The organism is Hyphomonas sp., from assembly GCF_022844445.1.
In the GTDB taxonomy this organism is placed as follows: Bacteria; Pseudomonadota; Alphaproteobacteria; order Caulobacterales; family Hyphomonadaceae; genus Hyphomonas.
Genome location: NZ_JALHLS010000006.1, coordinates 22,589 through 39,649, shown reverse-complemented (window position 1 = coordinate 39,649; position 17,061 = coordinate 22,589). Strand labels below are relative to the sequence as shown.

At 63.5% G+C, this 17,061-nt stretch carries 24 protein-coding genes; 16 read left to right on the top strand and 8 right to left on the bottom strand.

What is annotated here, in order from left to right:
* Positions 1 to 54: 54 nt before the first annotated feature.
* Positions 55 to 741 (top strand): winged helix-turn-helix domain-containing protein, encoded by a 687-nt coding sequence (locus Q0C17_RS08490; RefSeq protein WP_291204388.1) that lies wholly within the window; start codon positions 55 to 57, stop codon positions 739 to 741.
* Here the strand turns inward: Q0C17_RS08490 and rnhB are convergent.
* Positions 689 to 1,297 carry a ribonuclease HII gene (gene rnhB, locus Q0C17_RS08485; RefSeq protein ID WP_291204385.1) on the bottom strand — a complete coding sequence of 203 codons (609 nt, stop codon included), beginning with the start codon at positions 1,295 to 1,297 and terminating at the stop codon, positions 689 to 691. The two genes, Q0C17_RS08490 and rnhB, sit on opposite strands and share 53 nt — an antisense overlap.
* 263 nt (positions 1,298 to 1,560) lie before the next feature.
* Between rnhB and Q0C17_RS08480 the strand changes: the two genes are divergently transcribed.
* The gene (locus tag Q0C17_RS08480) at positions 1,561 to 1,980 is read left to right on the top strand and encodes a hypothetical protein (protein ID WP_366914792.1); all 420 of its coding nucleotides are present in this window, start codon (positions 1,561 to 1,563) and stop codon (positions 1,978 to 1,980) included.
* Here the strand turns inward: Q0C17_RS08480 and Q0C17_RS08475 are convergent.
* Both Q0C17_RS08475 and Q0C17_RS08470 read right to left on the bottom strand, forming a co-directional pair.
* The gene (locus Q0C17_RS08475) at positions 1,962 to 2,552 is read right to left on the bottom strand and encodes a hypothetical protein (protein ID WP_291204380.1); all 591 of its coding nucleotides are present in this window, start codon (positions 2,550 to 2,552) and stop codon (positions 1,962 to 1,964) included. The two genes, Q0C17_RS08480 and Q0C17_RS08475, sit on opposite strands and share 19 nt — an antisense overlap.
* Entirely contained in the window at positions 2,549 to 2,926 is a 378-nt protein-coding gene (locus tag Q0C17_RS08470; protein ID WP_291204377.1) for a hypothetical protein, read from the bottom strand. The genes Q0C17_RS08475 and Q0C17_RS08470 overlap by 4 nt, the downstream gene beginning before the upstream one ends.
* Positions 2,927 to 2,980: 54 nt before the next feature.
* Between Q0C17_RS08470 and Q0C17_RS08465 the strand changes: the two genes are divergently transcribed.
* Together Q0C17_RS08465 and Q0C17_RS08460 are read left to right on the top strand one after the other, a co-directional pair.
* Complete coding sequence (locus Q0C17_RS08465; protein ID WP_291204374.1) at positions 2,981 to 3,973, top strand: WYL domain-containing protein; 993 nt, start codon at positions 2,981 to 2,983, stop codon at positions 3,971 to 3,973.
* Positions 3,974 to 4,046: 73 nt separating this feature from the next.
* Entirely contained in the window at positions 4,047 to 4,820 is a 774-nt protein-coding gene (locus Q0C17_RS08460) for an SDR family NAD(P)-dependent oxidoreductase (RefSeq protein ID WP_291204371.1), read from the top strand.
* A 67-nt stretch (positions 4,821 to 4,887) separates the two neighbouring features.
* Here the strand turns inward: Q0C17_RS08460 and Q0C17_RS08455 are convergent, their stop codons facing one another.
* Together Q0C17_RS08455 and Q0C17_RS08450 are read right to left on the bottom strand one after the other, a co-directional pair.
* Complete coding sequence (locus Q0C17_RS08455) at positions 4,888 to 5,319, bottom strand: hypothetical protein (RefSeq protein ID WP_291204369.1); 432 nt, start codon at positions 5,317 to 5,319, stop codon at positions 4,888 to 4,890.
* A 71-nt stretch (positions 5,320 to 5,390) separates the two neighbouring features.
* Positions 5,391 to 6,374, bottom strand: coding sequence for an alpha/beta fold hydrolase (locus Q0C17_RS08450; RefSeq protein ID WP_291204366.1), 984 nt, complete (start codon positions 6,372 to 6,374; stop codon positions 5,391 to 5,393).
* Positions 6,375 to 6,510: 136 nt separating this feature from the next.
* On the opposite strand from Q0C17_RS08450, the gene Q0C17_RS08445 reads away from it, so the two are divergent.
* The 7 genes from Q0C17_RS08445 to Q0C17_RS08415 all read left to right on the top strand — a co-directional run bounded on the left by Q0C17_RS08445 (position 6,511) and on the right by Q0C17_RS08415 (position 11,565).
* Complete coding sequence (locus Q0C17_RS08445; protein WP_291204363.1) at positions 6,511 to 7,290, top strand: TerC family protein; 780 nt, start codon at positions 6,511 to 6,513, stop codon at positions 7,288 to 7,290.
* Positions 7,291 to 7,362: 72 nt separating this feature from the next.
* The gene (locus Q0C17_RS08440; protein ID WP_291204360.1) at positions 7,363 to 8,151 is read left to right on the top strand and encodes an enoyl-CoA hydratase/isomerase family protein; all 789 of its coding nucleotides are present in this window, start codon (positions 7,363 to 7,365) and stop codon (positions 8,149 to 8,151) included.
* Between the two features lie 3 nt (positions 8,152 to 8,154).
* Positions 8,155 to 9,132: a quinone oxidoreductase gene (locus Q0C17_RS08435; RefSeq protein WP_291204357.1), complete on the top strand. Its 978-nt coding sequence runs from the start codon at positions 8,155 to 8,157 to the stop codon at positions 9,130 to 9,132.
* Positions 9,129 to 9,710, top strand: a complete 582-nt coding sequence (locus Q0C17_RS08430) for a hypothetical protein (protein WP_291204354.1) — start codon at positions 9,129 to 9,131, stop codon at positions 9,708 to 9,710. The genes Q0C17_RS08435 and Q0C17_RS08430 overlap by 4 nt, the downstream gene beginning before the upstream one ends.
* A 48-nt stretch (positions 9,711 to 9,758) precedes the next feature.
* On the top strand, positions 9,759 to 10,232 hold the full coding sequence (locus Q0C17_RS08425) for a hypothetical protein (RefSeq protein ID WP_291204351.1): 474 nt from the start codon (positions 9,759 to 9,761) through the stop codon (positions 10,230 to 10,232).
* Between the two features lie 75 nt (positions 10,233 to 10,307).
* On the top strand, positions 10,308 to 10,988 hold the full coding sequence (locus tag Q0C17_RS08420; RefSeq protein ID WP_291204348.1) for a hypothetical protein: 681 nt from the start codon (positions 10,308 to 10,310) through the stop codon (positions 10,986 to 10,988).
* Between the two features lie 91 nt (positions 10,989 to 11,079).
* Positions 11,080 to 11,565 (top strand): TspO/MBR family protein, encoded by a 486-nt coding sequence (locus tag Q0C17_RS08415; RefSeq protein WP_291204345.1) that lies wholly within the window; start codon positions 11,080 to 11,082, stop codon positions 11,563 to 11,565.
* A 9-nt stretch (positions 11,566 to 11,574) separates the two neighbouring features.
* Here Q0C17_RS08415 and Q0C17_RS08410 read toward each other — a convergent pair whose 3' ends face one another.
* Together Q0C17_RS08410 and Q0C17_RS08405 are read right to left on the bottom strand one after the other, a co-directional pair.
* Positions 11,575 to 12,384: a hypothetical protein gene (locus Q0C17_RS08410; RefSeq protein WP_291204343.1), complete on the bottom strand. Its 810-nt coding sequence runs from the start codon at positions 12,382 to 12,384 to the stop codon at positions 11,575 to 11,577.
* A gap of 4 nt (positions 12,385 to 12,388) precedes the next feature.
* A complete protein-coding gene (locus tag Q0C17_RS08405) occupies positions 12,389 to 12,613 on the bottom strand; it encodes a DUF2093 domain-containing protein (RefSeq protein WP_291204341.1) in 225 nt (74 codons plus the stop codon).
* 137 nt (positions 12,614 to 12,750) lie between these two features.
* Between Q0C17_RS08405 and Q0C17_RS08400 the strand changes: the two genes are divergently transcribed.
* Together Q0C17_RS08400 and Q0C17_RS08395 are read left to right on the top strand one after the other, a co-directional pair.
* Positions 12,751 to 12,942, top strand: coding sequence for a hypothetical protein (locus Q0C17_RS08400; RefSeq protein ID WP_291204339.1), 192 nt, complete (start codon positions 12,751 to 12,753; stop codon positions 12,940 to 12,942).
* The gene (locus Q0C17_RS08395; protein ID WP_291204336.1) at positions 12,935 to 13,162 is read left to right on the top strand and encodes a hypothetical protein; all 228 of its coding nucleotides are present in this window, start codon (positions 12,935 to 12,937) and stop codon (positions 13,160 to 13,162) included. Before Q0C17_RS08400 ends, Q0C17_RS08395 begins: the two co-directional genes overlap by 8 nt.
* Here Q0C17_RS08395 and Q0C17_RS08390 read toward each other — a convergent pair.
* The gene (locus tag Q0C17_RS08390) at positions 13,159 to 14,193 is read right to left on the bottom strand and encodes a P63C domain-containing protein (RefSeq protein ID WP_291204333.1); all 1,035 of its coding nucleotides are present in this window, start codon (positions 14,191 to 14,193) and stop codon (positions 13,159 to 13,161) included. The two genes, Q0C17_RS08395 and Q0C17_RS08390, sit on opposite strands and share 4 nt — an antisense overlap.
* A gap of 130 nt (positions 14,194 to 14,323) precedes the next feature.
* Between Q0C17_RS08390 and Q0C17_RS08385 the strand changes: the two genes are divergently transcribed.
* From Q0C17_RS08385 to recA, 3 genes are all read left to right on the top strand, one after another.
* Positions 14,324 to 15,202, top strand: coding sequence for a DDE-type integrase/transposase/recombinase (locus Q0C17_RS08385; RefSeq protein ID WP_291204330.1), 879 nt, complete (start codon positions 14,324 to 14,326; stop codon positions 15,200 to 15,202).
* Between the two features lie 70 nt (positions 15,203 to 15,272).
* A complete protein-coding gene (locus Q0C17_RS08380; RefSeq protein WP_291204327.1) occupies positions 15,273 to 15,581 on the top strand; it encodes a hypothetical protein in 309 nt (102 codons plus the stop codon).
* Positions 15,582 to 15,700: 119 nt separating this feature from the next.
* Positions 15,701 to 16,795 (top strand): recombinase RecA, encoded by a 1,095-nt coding sequence (gene recA / locus Q0C17_RS08375; protein WP_291204324.1) that lies wholly within the window; start codon positions 15,701 to 15,703, stop codon positions 16,793 to 16,795.
* Positions 16,796 to 17,061: the final 266 nt, after the last annotated feature.

Below are 17,061 nucleotides of genomic sequence, written 5' to 3'. Positions count from 1 at the left end.
ATGGCGGCCTTGTAGCGGCTTGTCTGCGCGCAATGGTTCGATTAGCGTCGAACCATGAAGGATGGACCTGACATCTCGCGGATAGCTGCGCTGATAGGTGATCCGGCGCGCAGCAACATGTTGCTGGCAATGCTGGACGGGCGGGCGCTGACGGCGGGCGAGCTTGCCTCGCAGGCCGGGATCACCAAGCAGACGGCCAGCTCGCACCTGGCGCGGCTGCTTGATGGCGCGCTGGTTGCGCGCGAGGTGCAGGGGCGGCATCATTACTACCGGCTGGGCGGCGCGGATGTGGCGCAGGCGCTGGAGGCGCTGCTAGGGGTTTCGGAAGGGCGTACCGGCACACGCACGCGGACGGGGCCACGCGACCCGGCGCTGCGCAAGGCGCGCATCTGTTACGATCACCTGGCAGGCGAACTGGGTGTGCTGTCTTATGACAGGCTGATGGAGGACGGCGTTCTGGTGCGTCGCAGCGGCGTGCTGGGCGTAAGCAAGGCAGGCTGGGCGCGGCTCGGCGAGATCGGTGTGACGGAAGACGGGCTTGCAAGATCGCGGCGGCCGGTGTGCAAGGACTGTCTCGATTGGAGCATGCGGCGCCATCACCTGGCGGGGCAGGTCGGCGCGGCGCTCCTTGTACGGATGTTCGAGCGCAAGTGGGCGAAGCGCGTGGCGGGTACGCGGGTGATCCAGTTCACGCCGTCCGGGGAAGCGGCCCTGAGGACATGGCTTCGCGCACCGACCTGACCGGGGCGAAACTCATCCGGTGGAGGATGCAGGGTCCGAGGCGGGCGAGGGCCTGCGCATGGGCGGCAGTGCCGTAGCCCTTGTGCTGGCTGAAGCCGTAGCCGGGATGCTGGGTGCAGAAGGCTTTCATCTGCGCGTCGCGGTGGGTTTTCGCGAGGATCGAGGCGGCGGAGATGGCGGGCTCGGTGAGGTCGCCCTTGACGACGGCGCGGGCGGGGGCGGGCAGCGCCTTCGGCAGTGCGTTGCCGTCGATGAGGATTTCGGCGGGCGCGCGGGAGAGTGCGGCGATGGCGCGCGTCATGGCAAGGAAGGTGGCCTCGCGGATGTTGAGGCGGTCGATCTCCTCGGGGCTGGCTTCGGCGACGGCCCAGGCGAGGGCGCGCGCGCGGATTTCCGGGGCGAGGCGGTCGCGCGCAGCCTCGCTGAGTTTTTTGGAATCGGTGAGGCCGGGGATGGCGCGTGCAGGGTCGAGGATCACGGCGGCGGCAGTGACGGGCCCGGCCCAAGGGCCCCGGCCGGCTTCATCGACGCCGCAGGTGAGGAGGGAGACGCGCATAGCCTGAGTCTAGACGGGAGTCGGGCCGGATGGCCAGATCGCGGCAGCATTGACCGTCGCAGACGGCGGGATTATCCAGCCCGCCATGATGATCCAGTGCGCGCCTCTCAAGCAGAAACAGATCCGCCAGGCGGCGGCGCCGGCGCGTGGGCGCGAGCGACAGGGACGCTGATTCCCCGCTCTCCTCAATGAGCCGCTGCCCGCCCGGCCCCCGAGGCGGGCTTTTTGCTTTCCGTATCCTGAACGGATTTGAAATGACACCGATGACTGATGACGAGATTGACGAGACCGTGCGCGGCTTTCTGGCCTGTAGCTTGCCGAAGGCAGGCTGGACGCATGCTGCGCATTTTGCGGCGGCGCTCTGGCTGGTGCGGCACCGCGGCGAAGCGGCGGCGCGGGCTGAAATGCCGGGGCTAATCCGGCAATATAACGAGTCCGTAGGCGGACGGAATACCGATACAGAAGGCTACCACGAGACGATCACGCAGGCCTCGTTGCTTATAGCTTCGCGGGCGCTCTCGGCGGCCGGAGACGCGCCTCTGAGCGATGTGCTCGCATCGCTGATGGCAGGCCCGTGCGGCCAATCCGGCTGGATCCTTGCGCACTGGACGAAGGATCGGCTGATGTCGCCCGAGGCCCGGCGCGCATGGCTGGCGCCGGACCTTCAGCCGCTGACGGGCTGACGCACCGGGAGCGCGGCGACGCGGGTCCAGTGCATGAGCCAGTTTTCGGTCCAGGTGGCGCCGCCGTCGTCGGAGGCCATTTGGCGCCAGCGGCAGGACGTTGGCGTGATTTCGTCCCAGACGCCGCGATAGATGAAGGTCTTTCCGTCCACGGTTTCGGCGGCGTCAAAGATGCCGGCGCCGCTGGCAAAGCCGCCGGACGTGCCGGGCCCAAGGAGGACGCCGCTCTTGGCGTTGACCCAGAGGTCGTTCCAGACCTTCTTGTCCTGGTCCAGCAGGCGCAGGCCCATGCCCGAAAAATCGCGGGCGGGGATGCGCAGCTCCTCGACGCTGCCGGCGCCGCTCAGGATGGTCCAGCAGGACGCTTCGCCTTCGAACGTGTCCCATTGGGCGCCGGGGGATGGCAGGCGGCGATGTGTGATCTTCCATTCGCCTTGCAGGAAGTCGAATTGGCCGGGCTGGCCCGTGGGAATGTCCGTCATCGGAGGGGTTCCTTTGTCTGTGTGGGTGCAGGCTGCGGCGGCAAGCGCCGCGAAGAGGAGGGCGAGGGCCTGGCGGCGGTCGGGTGTCATGCGCGGGCCTCCGGCCGGAAGGCGGACCAAATCGCGAAGCCGAGGGCGGGCAGGCCGGCAAGGTCTGCAAGGGCAATGGTGCGCAGGTGGGGCGGCTGGCCGGCGGACTGATAGATCCACACGAAGCTCACCATGCTGATGGCCGCAAGGATTGCGGCGGCCGGGCGAGCCGCAGGATCAAAGGCGGCCCAGAGGCAGAGGGCGCAGACGCCGGCAAACAGCGCGGCGCGGTGGTGCAGCAGGGCAAACGCGGCGTCATGCGATGGCACTGCGTAGAGCACGGTGATCAGCGCCGGGCGCACGGCAGCAAGGGCCGGCACTACGTGCAGGGCCGCAAGGCAGAGGAAAGCAAGAGCAGGCAGGATGGCCCACATGGCGGCAGCTCCGGATTGCATGGGACGGGCATACACGGCATAAACTGACATAGAATGTCAGGATTTAACGCGGGCGCGAAAAAAATGCAGGCGAGCCGTCTCTTGTCGATCCTGATGCTGCTGCAGCTGCGCGGGCGCGTCAGCGCCGAGACGCTGGCCGAGGAATTCGAAGTCTCGGTGCGCACGATCTACCGCGACATCGACCAGCTGAGCGCGGCGGGTGTTCCAGTCTACGGTGAACGTGGACGCAGCGGCGGCTTCCAGCTGGCCGGCAACTATCGCACCCAGCTGACCGGCATGACGCCCGCGCAGGCGGACGCGCTGATGCTGGCAGGCGCGGGACAGGCGGCCGAGGCGCTGGGCATTGGCGGTGAGCTTGCCGAGGCGCGGCTGAAGCTGCTCGCCAGCCTGCCACCGGACGCCGCCGCCCAGGCCGACCGCACAGCATCGCGCTTTCATCTGGATACGGAGAACTGGTACGCGACGGACGCTGCTGCGCGCTGGCTCAGCCCGCTGGCAGAAGCCGTTTGGCAGGCGCGCCGCATCGAAATTGATTATCGCAGCTGGAAAGCGCCGGTATCGCGCCGCCTCGATCCGCTCGGCCTCGTGCTGAAGGCGGGCACCTGGTATCTCGTGGCGCGCGATGGCCGCGCGATACGCACCTACCGCGTAGCGAATATTGACGCGTTGCACGTGACTCAAGGCGGGTTCAGGCGTCCGGCGAAGTTCAATCTGGCGCGCTACTGGGCAAAGTCCGCCAAGGCTTTCGAGGCGAGCCTCGTCACCGAGACGGCGGATGTGGCGTTGTCGCCGCTGGGGCTGACCTGGCTGCGCGATGTGAACCCGCGCGCCGCGGCGGCCTTCGAGAGAGGCGCAGGCGCACACACGAAGCCCGGCTGGCAGCGGGCGCGGATACCGCTTGAAGCCTCGCGCTTTGCTCGGCTGCAATGGCTGGGGCTAGGCAGCGAAGCCGAAGTGCTGACGCCGCCGGCGCTGAGGCGGCAGATCGCGGCAGAGGCAAAGGCGGCCGCCGCGCAGCACGCCTGAGCGGCTTGGCGCGGGGTAAAGTCTGGCCTTTCGCTGCGGAGGGCGCCAGCATGGCCAAAACGGAGGAACGGTTATGGATCTGGGACTGAAGGACAAGGTGATCTTCATCGCGGGCGCTAGCCGCGGCATCGGCCACGGGATTGCCGAAGTGCTGCTGGAAGAGGGCGCAAAGGTCGCGCTGACGGCGCGGGGCGCGGAATCCCTGGAAGAGACGCGTGCGGATTTTGCAAAGCGTTTCGGCAAGGACAAGGTCTGGAGCTTTGCAGGCGACCTGACGCAGACCGCGCCCATCGAGGCGGCGCTCGCGGCGTGCGAGACCGAGTTCGGGCCGATCACCGGGGCAGTGGCAAATGTGGGCCTGTCGCCTTCGCCGCTCGGTCTGAATGTGAGCGACGACGAATGGCAGGCGGGGCTCGACCAGAACCTCAACTCCGCCTTCCGCCTCGCGCGCGGCGCTATTCCGCGCATGGCGAAGAATGGCGGCGGCAGTTTCCTGTTCATCAGCTCCATCGCAGGCCTCGCCGCGCTCGGCACGCCGCTCGACTATGGCGCAACCAAAGCGGCAGTGAACCACCTCTCGACCAGTACGGCGCGCTTTGCGGCCGAGACGAAAGTCCGTGTCAATACAATCGCGCCCGGCAATATCATCTTCCCCGGCAACAACTGGGAGAAACAGTCGACCGGTCCGCGTGCAGATAACTGGTGGCGCTGGATCAAGCGCGAGGTTCCGATGAAGCGCTTCGGTCAGCCGCGCGAGATCGGCGATGCGGCAGCTTACCTTCTGTCCGAGCGGGCAAGCTTCGTGAACGGCGCGGTACTGGCAGTGGATGGCGGGCAGACACGGTAGGATAAGGCCGCGCGCTCCTCCCTGTGCGGGGGCAAGCGGGGTGTCAGCGCTTTAATCCGCGAGCGGTCTATTGAAGGCCCGCGCCAACGACCGGTTTGAGGACAATCTTCTCGGTGGGCTGCGCAAAGCAGTCGCCGCGTTTCATCGTGATCTTGGACGGGAAGCCCTTTTTCTGGAACTTCAGTTCCACGATCCCCCAGCGATCCCAGACGACGCCGCCGGGCGCGACGAGAGCGGCTGGGCAGGTCTTGCCGACATAGGTGGGCTCGACCCAGTAGCCGGTGAAGGTGCCGCGATTATCGTAGTTGCCGCCGAGACCGGGCACGAAGATGAAGGACTGCTCGACGCCCATAACGGGTGTGTAGCCGAGGACGGCGGTGTCGCCTTCATCGCTGAGATAGGTGACCTGATTGCCGCTGGGCAGGGTCCAGACTTCGTCGGCCAGCGCGGGCAGGGCCAGCACAGCGGACAGGACAGCGGCAGCAAGTGTGCGGAACATGGATTCGTCTCCCCAAAGATGGGCGCAGCTAATCAGGGCCGCCGGAAAATAGATAGAGCGATTTTGCGCGCCTAGACGACGCGCCCCTTCAGGCTTGTGAGCCAGGCAACGAGTGCGGCGTTGACCTCGGCGGGACGTTCCTGCTGGGTCCAGTGGCCGCAGCCGGGCAGGACGACGGCCAATTCCAGGTTCGGCACGGCCGGACGCATCTTGCCGATGGGGTCCGTCACCATGCCGAAGCCGTTGAAGGCAGGGTCCTTGTCGCCGGCGACGAAGCAGGCGGGCTGGGCGATCGTCCGGCCGCGGAAGGCGGAGAGGTAGTCGAAGTCGCGCGTATGGTTGCGGTAGCGGCTGATCGGGCCGAAGAGGCCGGAGGCGCGGAACTCGTTTTCGTAATAGGTGAGGTCGGCTTCGGTCATCCAGCCGGGCATTGCGGCAGGCACGGTAAGGGTGTCCATGAGGGTCGCGCTGGACGGCAGGCCGAGCTTCCATTCGCCCTCCTTCGCATCGCCGGAGATCGAGTAGTAGAAGCCGGCGAGGAAGCGGCGAAGGTCTGCTTCGAGGTCGGCTTCGGCGCGGCCTGGATTGCGGAAATAGGACTGGTAGAAGAAACGGTCACGGTCGTCAAAGACGCGCTTGATGACATCGTCGAAGGAAAATTCGGGGGCGCCGTAGAAGGGCACGGAGAGGGCGGCGACGGCAGCGATCCGGTCCGGCCGCGTCAGGGCCGTGTTCCAGACCTGCGGCGCACCCCAGTCATGGCCGATGAGGGTGAAGGGCGCATCCGGCGAGAGCGCGCCGCCTACACCGATGATGTCACCGATGAGGGCTTCCATGCGGTAGTCCGCGACATCCGGCAGGCGGGAGGAGCCGCCATAGCCGCGCACGTCCATTGCGGCGGCCGTAAAGCCGGCGGCGGCGATGGGGGCGATCTGGTGGCGCCACGAATACCAGCTTTCGGGGAAGCCGTGGACCATCAGCACAAGCGGGCCGGAGCCTTCAATGGCGACGCGGATCTGCGCGGCGCCAGCGTCGATGTTGCGGAATTCTGGCATGGAGCTCTCCCGTGGATCGCCTGATGCTGCTGCAGGGCAGGCATGCGCGCAAGACGCTCCCGAAGGGAAGGCCTTGCCGAAAATCGCGGCGCAGGCTTCACTCAGCGCCAGATCTCCAAAAACAAAGGCGACACCCATGGCCGAACTTCTCGCCTCTCCCGCCTTCTGGGGATCCCTCGCGACGCTGACCTTCCTGGAGGTTGTGCTGGGGATCGACAACCTACTGTTCATCTCCATCGCGACCGGCAAGCTGCAGGGCGCAGAGCGCAAGCGCGCCACCCAGATCGGTATCTGGGGCGCGATGGGGCTGCGCATCATCATGCTGTCGCTGATCTTCGTTATCATCGGGCTGGATAAGGAGGCGCTATTCATCCTGCCGCACGAACTGGCGATGTTCGTGGCGGGCGGCGATGCACAAGCGGCACACCATTTCGAAGAGATCACGATCAAGGACCTGATCCTGCTTGCGGGCGGCCTGTTCCTGCTCTGGAAAGGCACGCAGGAGATCCATGCCTCGGTCGAAGGCACACACCACGAGGAGACGACGGCCAAGTCGACCCTCACGAGCGTGGTTATCCAGCTGTTCGTCATCAACATCGTCTTCTCGCTGGACTCGGTAATCACTGCGATCGGTATGACCGACATCCTGGCGGTCATGGTGGCAGCCGTGGTGCTCTCGACCATCGTGATGGCGGTGGCGGCGGACCCGCTGTCGAAGTTCATAGCGGAGCATCCGACGACGAAGATGTTGGCGCTCGCCTTCATTTTGCTGGTCGGCGTGGCGCTGGTGGCGGACGGGCTCGGCTTCCACATTCCGCGCGGGTATCTCTACTTCGCCATCGCCTTCTCGCTGGGCGTGGAGCTTCTCAACATCCAGACACGCAAGCGTGCGGGGTCGAAGCTGACGGCGCACTGACGCCGCGCTGAACAGAAGGCCCCGCCCCGATGAACTGGGGCGGGGCGCAGAAAAAAGATACGGGAGGAATACATGACGGCACACCATATCAAGTTCGAGCGGCGGGAAGACGGGATCGGCATCCTGACCATCGACCGGGCCGAAAAGAAGAACGCGATGACCTATGCGATGCTCGCGGCCTTCATCGGCAAGGTTCGCGAGGCGGCGCAGGATGATTCCGTCCGTGTACTGATCGTAACCGGGGCGGGCGGCACGTTCTGCGCCGGCACCGACCTGGCAGACCTCTCCACCATTCCGGGCGAGACGCGCGGCGTGCGCGGTGGGGCGCACGAGAATGACGTCTGGTGGCCGCTGGTGTCCTGCCCGAAGCCGGTGATCGGCGCGATTGACGGCTATGCCGTCGGCATGGGCGCCGAGTTCACCAGCCAGTGCGACGTGCGCATTGTGACAAACCGGGCGCGGTTTGCCTGGAACTTTGCGCACCGGGGCCTCGTGCCGGATACCGGCGCGGGCAGCTGGCTGCTGCCGCGCCTGATCGGTCATTCACGCGCGCTGCGACTGCTCTACTCCGGCGCCTTCCTTGAGGCGGCGGAGGCGAAAGAGATCGGCTATGCCAACGAGATCGTCACGCCGGAAGCGCTGATGGATGCCGCCATCGCGGAAGCCAAGCGCTACCTAGTTTCTTCGCCCTTCTCCATCCGTCACATGAAGAGCCTCGTCTACCAAGGCCTTGCGCGTGAGTTGCCGGAGCACATGAAGGAACACGTCGCCACAATGTCGGCGTGCTTCAAGTCTGCCGACCACAAGGAAGGCGTGGCCTCCTTCCTCGAGAAGCGGCCGGCAAAGTTTACAGGGAAATAGGCAATGACCCATCCTAATTCTTACGCGATCCGGATGCACGAGACGGGCGGTCCGGACGTACTTAAGGTGGAGGCGCTCGCGCCCCGCGAGCCGGGGCCGGGCGAGGTGCTGGTGCGCCAGACAGCGGTCGGGGTAAACTTCATCGACACCTATCATCGCACGGGCCTCTACAAGTTGCCGCTGCCCTTTGTTCCTGGATCGGAAGGCGCGGGTATCGTCGAGGATGTGGGCGAAGGCGTCGAGCATGTCGGACCGGGCGACCGGGTCGCCTATACCGGGCGCAGCACCTACGCGACGCATTATACCGGGCCAGCCGCCGGCGTTGTGCCATTGCCGGCGGGCATCAGCGATGAGGAGGCCGCCGCGATCCTGTTGAAGGGCATGACCGCCTGGATGCTGCTGGAGGAAATCCGCCCGCTGCAGAAGGACGAGACGGCACTCGTCTGGGCGCCGGTCGGCGGGGTCGGCTCGCTTCTGACACCTTGGGCGAAGCACATTGGCGCGCGGGTGATCGCGGTCACCTCCAGCGCGGCAAAGGCGGAGCGCGCAAAGGCGCTCGGCGCGGATGACGTGGTGACTGGCTATGACAACGTGGCGCAGAAAGTCCGTGAGCTGACGGGCGGGAAGGGCGTCGACGTGGTCTATGACAGCGTCGGCAGGATTTCAGCGGAGGCTTCGCTCGCCAGCCTGCGTCCGCGTGGCTGGTTCATCACCTATGGCAACGCGTCCGGCGCAGCAGACCCGATCGCGCCGGGACGGCTGGCCGCTGGCGGCTCGCTGGTGATGACACGGCCGACATTGTTCAACTTCACCGACACTCCGGCCTCTCTGGCGCGGGCTTCAAAGCGCCTGTTTTCGCTGGTCGAGAAAGGCGTGCTGAATGCCGATATCGGTCAGAGGTTTGCGCTCAAGGACGCCGCCGAAGCGCACCGCGCGCTCGAGAGCGGTACCACGACCGGGGCAACGCTGCTTATCCCATGAGCCGCACAACGGTTGCACACGGATTATCACTGACGGGACATCCCGCGATCCTTATGCCGCTTGCGTCGGCGCTCGCCGCGGTCTCTGATGGGCGCTCGCCGGAAATGGCCAGCACAGTACTTGTTGCCGCCGGGATCGTTGCCGCCTCAGTGTCTGCGTTCGCGCTGCTTCAGGTCCGCCGCGGAAAATGGGCAGACACCGATGCGTCCGTGCCCGCGGAACGCAGCCAGTTGAACCTGTTCCTCCTGCCGGTGCTGGCTGTCGCAGCAGCCTGGAGTGTGTGGAGCGACCAGCCTGAGGCGCTTTCTGCAGGTTTATCTGTCGCAGCAGGGCTGGTTTGCCTTGCAGTCCTTGCGTCGCGTTGGCTGAAACTCTCGTTGCATGTGAGCTTCGCCTTTTTTGCGGCGAGCCTGTTCTGGCCGGATCTGCGCCTTGTCGGATGCGGACTCGCGATTGGATGCCTGATTGGCTGGTCGCGGATTTACCTGGCGAGGCATAGCCTGGCAGATGTGCTGACGGGAGCCCTCGCGGGCGGGCTTGCAGGATTTGCCTTTCAATCTCTGCTGACTATTCCCTAGTCTCGCCGCAATTCAGGTGGAGCTTCAACAGGCAAAGTGGAGACAGTCATGAAGGCGATCTGGGTGGTGGTTCTGGCGGCAGGACTCGGCGCATGCGCGCACGAGGCTTCGGGACCGAAGACGGTGACCGAGCTGCACCAGCAACATACCTGGCAGCACGAGCCCGGCGCCGAGCTGCAGGCTTCGATGGCAAAGGAATTCAGCCGCATCGCCCACCGCGCAGGTCGTGCCGCCACGATCGCGCAGCTGGCCGAGGCGGGCTATGAATGCACCTTTGGCGAAGCACATGAGGACTATCCGGAGCCCGCAGCCGTGTGCACGCGCAGCTTTGCTTCGCGCGCCTGCCAGTTTGATTGGGAAGTGTCGTTGACCAGCGATCCGAAGACGCCGGACAGTGTGGACGAGACCGACACCGGCTTCAAACGGGACTGTGTCGGCACGGGAGATGACTGGCCGGAGCCAGTCAAATCGGCGATCGATGACCAGTTGGCTCCCATGCCGGACATTACCGAGACGTATTGAGATCCACTGATTCCGGCCTATGGACGCGGCCTCGATGCCCGGTACGCTGCCGGTTGGATTAAACAGGTGGATCTGATGATGCGAAAAACAGCCGCTGCCCTGATGATGCTGGCCGCCGCGCCGTTCGCGGTGGCCGACGAAGTACCGGGGCTGAAAGCCTTGCAGGATGCGATGGGAGGCCTGTTTGTTGTGATTCCCACCGATCCGGCGACCGGGGCATCGATGATGGAAGTCGTGAAGACGCCGGAGGGCGGCGAGCAGCAGGTCGTCGTGGCCTTCCTGGATGCAAACGATGCGGCGCGCACAGCGGTGAAGGCCGGGCTGGCGGACCGAGCAGAGGGCCGCCTGGTCAACGCGGCCGAACTGATTTCGCTGGCGAAGGGCGAGATCATCTGGCGGACGAATGCGGAGAACGCTTTGCTGGTGAACGGCGACGCGACCCGTCCTCCGTTGTTCTATGTCACCGGACCGGGCGATGACCCGCTTATCCAGCCTGTGGAAGGTGACACGCGGATAGTTTTTTATGTTGATGCGATCGCAGCCGATGCCGCCCGTGTGGCGGCGCAGAACAGTCTGTCGGCGGCAGGCCAGCCGACCGAATTGTCGGTGATTGCGGCGGACATGATCAGCATTGTCGAGGGCATTGGCTCCGGCAAGGTGAAGGACGCCTATATCGCGTCATCGCCGACCGTGATTATCTGGGCAGCCCAGTGGGAGCAGGGTAAGCGGCTGATCCGGGACTACAGTCCGAACTGATCGGACTGTTGCGATCATCCACGGAAAGTTTGCAGGCGCCGGGCGCGGCCCCATATGGACCGGAGCCGCAGGCCTCAGAGGACACCGGACGATGCTGACACCCGAAAACCTCGCCGCGCTCGGCGGGTTCGTCCTCGCCAACTTTGCTGCGGCCTCCAGTGGCGCGGTCTTCCGGCCCGGCGCCTGGTATGCGGGCCTTGCCAAGCCGCCCTGGACGCCGCCGAACATCGCCTTTCCGATCGTGTGGACGATCCTCTTTGTACTGAACGCCGTCGCGGGTTGGCTGGTCTGGCTGGCGGGCGGAATGGATGCGGCCTGGGCTCTGGCGCTCTACGGAGCGAGCCTCGTGGTCAATGCAAGCTGGTCGGCCGTGTTCTTTGGCCTGCGGCGGATGGGGCTCGCCTTTGGCATCGTCCTGACGCTTTGGGTGTCGATCGTAGGCATCCTGGCGGCGTTCGCGCCGTTCAGCGCCGCCGCTGCATGGATGCTGGCGCCCTATCTCGTCTGGGTGACCATTGCATCGGCGTTGAACCTGCGTGTCTGGCAGTTGAATCCGCAGGCCCGCGTAGCGGTCTAGGCGAAGCCGCTAGAAGCCCGAAACGGCCTTGACGTTGCGCGCCGCGTCGATCTCGATCACTGCGCCCGCCCGCCGCCCGCCCGCGATCATGCGCCGCGTGAGGCGCTCATAGTGCTGGATGAACCGCAATACCCAGTCGCGCCGCTCCGCCGGCATCACTTCGCCGCGGCCCGCCCATAGCGCGGCCTCCTGCTGCAGGCGCCAGCCCGCGACGCATGCGAAGTCCGGTGCAGCGAGATGACAGAAGCTGTCTGCGCGGTCCCACAAGTCTGCATAGCTGCCCGCGAGTGCCGCCTCCTGATACCGGCGCCATGCCCCGTCGATGTCGGACGCCTCGACCGCATTCAGCGCCGCGGCATCGGGCGCGGCCGCATCGGGCAGGGCGCCCATCATCCAGCCCTCCACGACGATGGCGGCGGGCCGGCCCGCAAACCGGCGCCACGCTTCTGGCGACGCACGGTCATCGGCGAGCTTGTTGAATACCGGCAGGGGCGTTTGCGCGTCGTCGCCTGCGCTGCGCAGCGCCGCGAGGGTTTGCGCCAGCAGCACAAGATCATGCGTCCCCGGCGGACCGCGCGTCTGGAACAGGGGGCTCACCTGCACCGCGAGCAGGCCTCGCTCGGCACGGGTGAGATACACATCATCGAGACTGAGGCCCGCGACTGGCCGGACCAGCGCCGCGATCGCTTCGGCCAGGGCGGTGGACTTGCCCGCCCCTTGCGGGCCTGACAGCATCAGTAGCGGCGTATGCCCGGCCGGCGCAGCCGCAATCGCACCGTCAATCCACGCGCCCACAGCCCGCGCAATGGCACGCGTCAACCGCTCAGCCCCTGGGCGGGGTCAGGGGCGGCGTCAGGCGCTGTGCGGCGGCTTCCGCGTCCCAGTAGGCTTCCTGCAGGTCAACGCTCCAATAGCGCAGCGCGCTGAGGGGAATCGGTCTACCGGTCACGGCGCAGGCGACGAAACTGCCCGGCGACAGGATGTCATAGTCATTATCGCCGTAGCGCAGGCGGGCTTCGCCGCCGGAAGTTGCAGAACGTGTGAGCATGGCCGGTACCATGCCTGAGACAGCCGCAGAAGAAAAGCCGCCCGGGAAAAAGTTGGCACTGTCTCACTTTGAATTTACAGGCATTTGAAGGCCCGCGCGAACTACTGTATGCTTAGCGTCAAGCAACAGGAGTTCGCATGGCCCGTCCACAATATTTTGTGGTCCAGAACCACGAAAAGGAAGCGTTTGAGGTAGCGGTAGAAAGCAATCTCAACGACGGCTGGAGGCTAGTGGGCGGATTGTTTATGACAACGATCCCCACTTATGACGGCGGTCCTGTCAAGCTTCACTACTGCCAAGCCATGACCAAAGGAGGCAAACATGCCTAAAGGACCCAAAGGCGAAAAACGCCCCGCAGACGTCATCGGCAACGCCATCAAGATCGCCAGGATGGCGACGGGTGAAGATCCGAAGGATGACGAGTCGCTATCCAGCGCAGCCGCAGAGATGGGCCGCAAGGGCGGCAAGGCTCGGGCGTCAAAGCTGACGCCCGAGAAGCGTGCGGAGATTGCTAAGAAGGCTGCTCAGAAGCGGTGGAAGAAAGATTAGAGGCCTTTGCCGTCATCTTTTTCTTGATCGTAATCCATCGGGAGCATCGGCGTCTCCCCTTTGCGCGGGTAGTGCTCATCCAACAAGTTCATGAACTCGCCCCACGATTTGCTTATCCGCATAAACGCAACCACTGCACCGAGATGTTCTTTGAGCTTGGGGTACCCGATGTTTTTGGTCAGACTTTGAGTGTAACGCGCTGTTGGACGCCCTAAACTGTTGCGCGGAGTGACGCGCTTGAGTTCTTTCAAGACACCCGCTTCCAGCCTTTTGTACACAATGTCGTTGGTCAGGTGGCCGAAGTATTGCGGCCTACGAACGGACTCTGGAGAAAAATCCAATCCCCGAAGACGAAACATGTGTTCATAAAATTCCGGTGGAAATGTTTGCACCCATGTTTGCAGCTCTTTCGCCACCCAAGCCTCCAACAACCTTGCCAGCGCATCCTTGGCGCGATCCCGCTGGTAGCCGGTTGCTTCATCAACAAGCGCAATAATGCCTATGCGCGCGAACCCGCGCACGAGAATTTCCGCCTGTCGCGCAATGTGTTCCTGTTGCTTTTGCAATACCCCTGCACTTCGTGCGGCCAACACTGCTTCACAAATGTCCGCAAGTACGGTTGCCTCATACCCGTATGCTAGGCTTCCCGACGTGGTGCGGAAGCGAATTGGTTCAGCGGTCCGGTCGATCAACTCACTGGAAACAAAAGGTTTTAGGCGACCCTGCGCAGTAAATTTCGCAAGGCGGTCCCCACCTTTGCTGTAGCTGCCACCATGGGACATGTTTAGCGCCCCAATCAGACCCGATTGCTGGAGAACGCGCCGACCGTCATCGAGCACGTAGCAGGCAATATCAATATTACCGATGCGAAGGGGGTGGTCTTCAGATCCGTGGGTTGCCTGCTTTACTTCTCCCGACCAACGAGCAGCAGCGCCCTTTTTTGCCTGAGCCTTTCGCTGCTCGGTTGTGAGCAACGCCATACGCGCCGCGCCGCCCTTTGCCTTTCCTTTGTGTTCAATCCCGTCATCCATAACAGCTTCCTATGCCAGCAAAATTAGGTTAAGCAGGCATATCCGCCATTAATGCTAATTATGCAAGCATAATTTTATGGATGCCAGCAAAATGCTTGACGCTAAGGATAAAAGTTCATATCAAAAGGGCATGGCAAATGTCCTTCCCCTCGAAAAGCGCGCGCTGATCCTTCAGATGATGGTGGAGGGCTCTTCCATGCGCTCCATCAGCCGCATTGCTGGCGTCTCCATCAACACGGTCGCCAAGCTGCTCGTGGACGCTGGCGAGGCTTGCCTGCTGGCCCATGACGAACTGGTGCGCGGCGTCAATTCCAAGCGCGTCGAGTGCGATGAAATCTGGTCATTCATTCACACGAAAGAGCGCAACAAAGGCGCCGCCAAAAACTTCACCGCTGAACACGGCGACGTGTGGACGTGGACGGCTATCGATGCCGACTCCAAACTGATCGTGTCCTATCTTGCAGGCACTCGCACCGCTGTCAGCGCAGAAGCATTTCTGTCGGATCTGTCTGGCCGTCTCGCAGATCGCATCCAGATCGACACGGATGGTCACTCCGCCTACGCGCCCACGATCAAAAAGGTTTTTCGCGGCATGATTGACCATGCCTCAATCGTCAAAATCTATGCCAACGTGAAATCAGGTCACAAGCACTACGCCCCGCTGGAATGTGTTGGCGTGAAGAAGGACGCAGAGTGCGGTAAGCCTGATCTGCGCAAGGCTTCAACGTCCTACGTCGAGCGCCAGAACCTCTCTATGCGGATGGGTATGCGCCGGTTCACGCGCCTGACAAATGCACACTCGAAAAAGTATGAGCAGCACCTGTACGCGCTGGCGCTGTACTTCATGCACTACAACTTCTGCCGGAAGCATCAGACGCTCGGCATGACACCGGCAATGGCCGCTGGCCTGACGGACAAGCAGCACGACATGACTTGGATTGTCGGAAAGATTGACACCGCTGCACCGCCACCGAAGCCGCGCGGTCCCTACAAAAAGAAGTCAGCGTGAGGCGCCGAGAGGGCGCCAAGTCTGACCGCCATCCTCAGACATCCACACCTTCTCACCAGGAGAATTTTTCATGACTGACAAAAAGGAAGTTGAAGCTGCGACGGGCCAGCCAGAGGGTATTCCTCCGGTTGTCGAGAATTTGTTGGGGCTCGAATTGTACGCAGATACTGCACTATTCTTTGCGCACAAGAACGGGAACGTATCCATACAGCTTACCTCCTTAAGGTTTGACAATGGCGACAAGGGCGCCGCCAAGTGGGTTACGGTTGGGCGCTTGGTTATGCCAATTGCGGGCGCTCAAGCGCTGTCCGCCGGACTGTTCGACTATCTGAAGAGTCACGGGCTAACCCCCGAGATCGATCCAAAAAATTCAAACTGAGACAGTACCAAAAAGTTTCCTCTTTGTTCTCCGGAACAAATAGTGTACACCCGGTTCCAGCACGGCAATCGGGGGCCTTGCCAAACCGACCCCCATGGTAGACCTAAGGAGACGACTCAATGACCAAACCTGCTCTGGCGATCGTGCAGAAGGAAACTGGCGTGGATAAGCAAAAAGCCCTCGAAACGGCGCTCGGCAACATCGAGCGTTCCTTCGGCAAGGGCTCCGTGATGCGCCTCGGCGACAAGAAATCGATGGATATCGAGGCGATTTCTACCGGTTCGCTGGGTCTGGACATTGCCCTTGGTATTGGCGGCCTGCCGAAAGGCCGGATCATCGAGATTTTCGGGCCGGAAAGCTCGGGCAAGACGACCCTTTCGCTGCACTGCGTGGCCGAAGCCCAGCGCAATGGCGGCGTGTGCGCTTTTATCGACGCCGAACACGCGTTGGACCCCGTCTATGCCGGCAAGCTGGGCATCGACTTGGACGACCTGCTGATTTCGCAGCCCGATTCGGGTGAGCAGGCACTCGAGATTGCCGATACGTTGGTGCGCTCCGGCGCCGTCGACCTTCTGGTCATCGACTCGGTTGCGGCTCTCACCCCGCGCGCGGAACTTGAAGGCGAGATGGGCGATTCGCTGCCCGGCCTTCAGGCCCGTCTGATGAGCCAGGCCCTGCGCAAGCTCACGGGGTCGATCTCCAAGTCGAAATGCATGGTGATCTTCATCAACCAGATCCGCATGAAGATCGGCGTGATGTTCGGCAACCCCGAGACCACGACGGGCGGTAACGCCCTGAAATTCTACGCTTCTGTGCGCCTCGATATCCGCCGCATCGGCCAGATCAAGGAACGCGAGGAGGTGATCGGCAACCAGACGCGCGTCAAGGTGGTCAAGAACAAGGTCGCCCCGCCATTCCGGCAGGTCGAGTTCGACATCCTCTATGGCGAGGGCATTTCCAAGACCGGCGAGCTGATCGATCTGGGTGTTAAGGCCAATGTCGTCGAGAAATCGGGCTCCTGGTACTCCTATAACGGCGAGCGCATCGGTCAGGGCCGTGAAAAGGCCCGCCAGTTCCTCAAGGACAATGTCCCGATCGCCAACGAGATCGAGGATGCAATCCGCCGGAATGCAGGTCTTCTTGCAGAAGAACTCCTTGCAGCCGGGATGAATGCGTCCGAGGATGACGAAGCGCCCGACGCCGCCGAAGGTTGATCCTGGCGGGTGAGAAAGGGACAACGGTTTCGCGGTTTCCTGCCGTAACACAGGAGGCCGCTGGCCAGACCGGCGCGCAGGATGGAACCTGCGCGGGGCCGGTCCGGTAAGCTTCCGGCCTATCGATCTCCGGGCCGGAAGAGTCCCCTTTGCGGCGCGCCTTGTCTTGGCGTGCTGCAAAGGGGCCTTTATATCGCCTCTGTAATCCTGTGCGCGCCTCGGCTAAGGCGGGCCCGAGAACCGTTCCAGATTTGGCAAGGACCAGA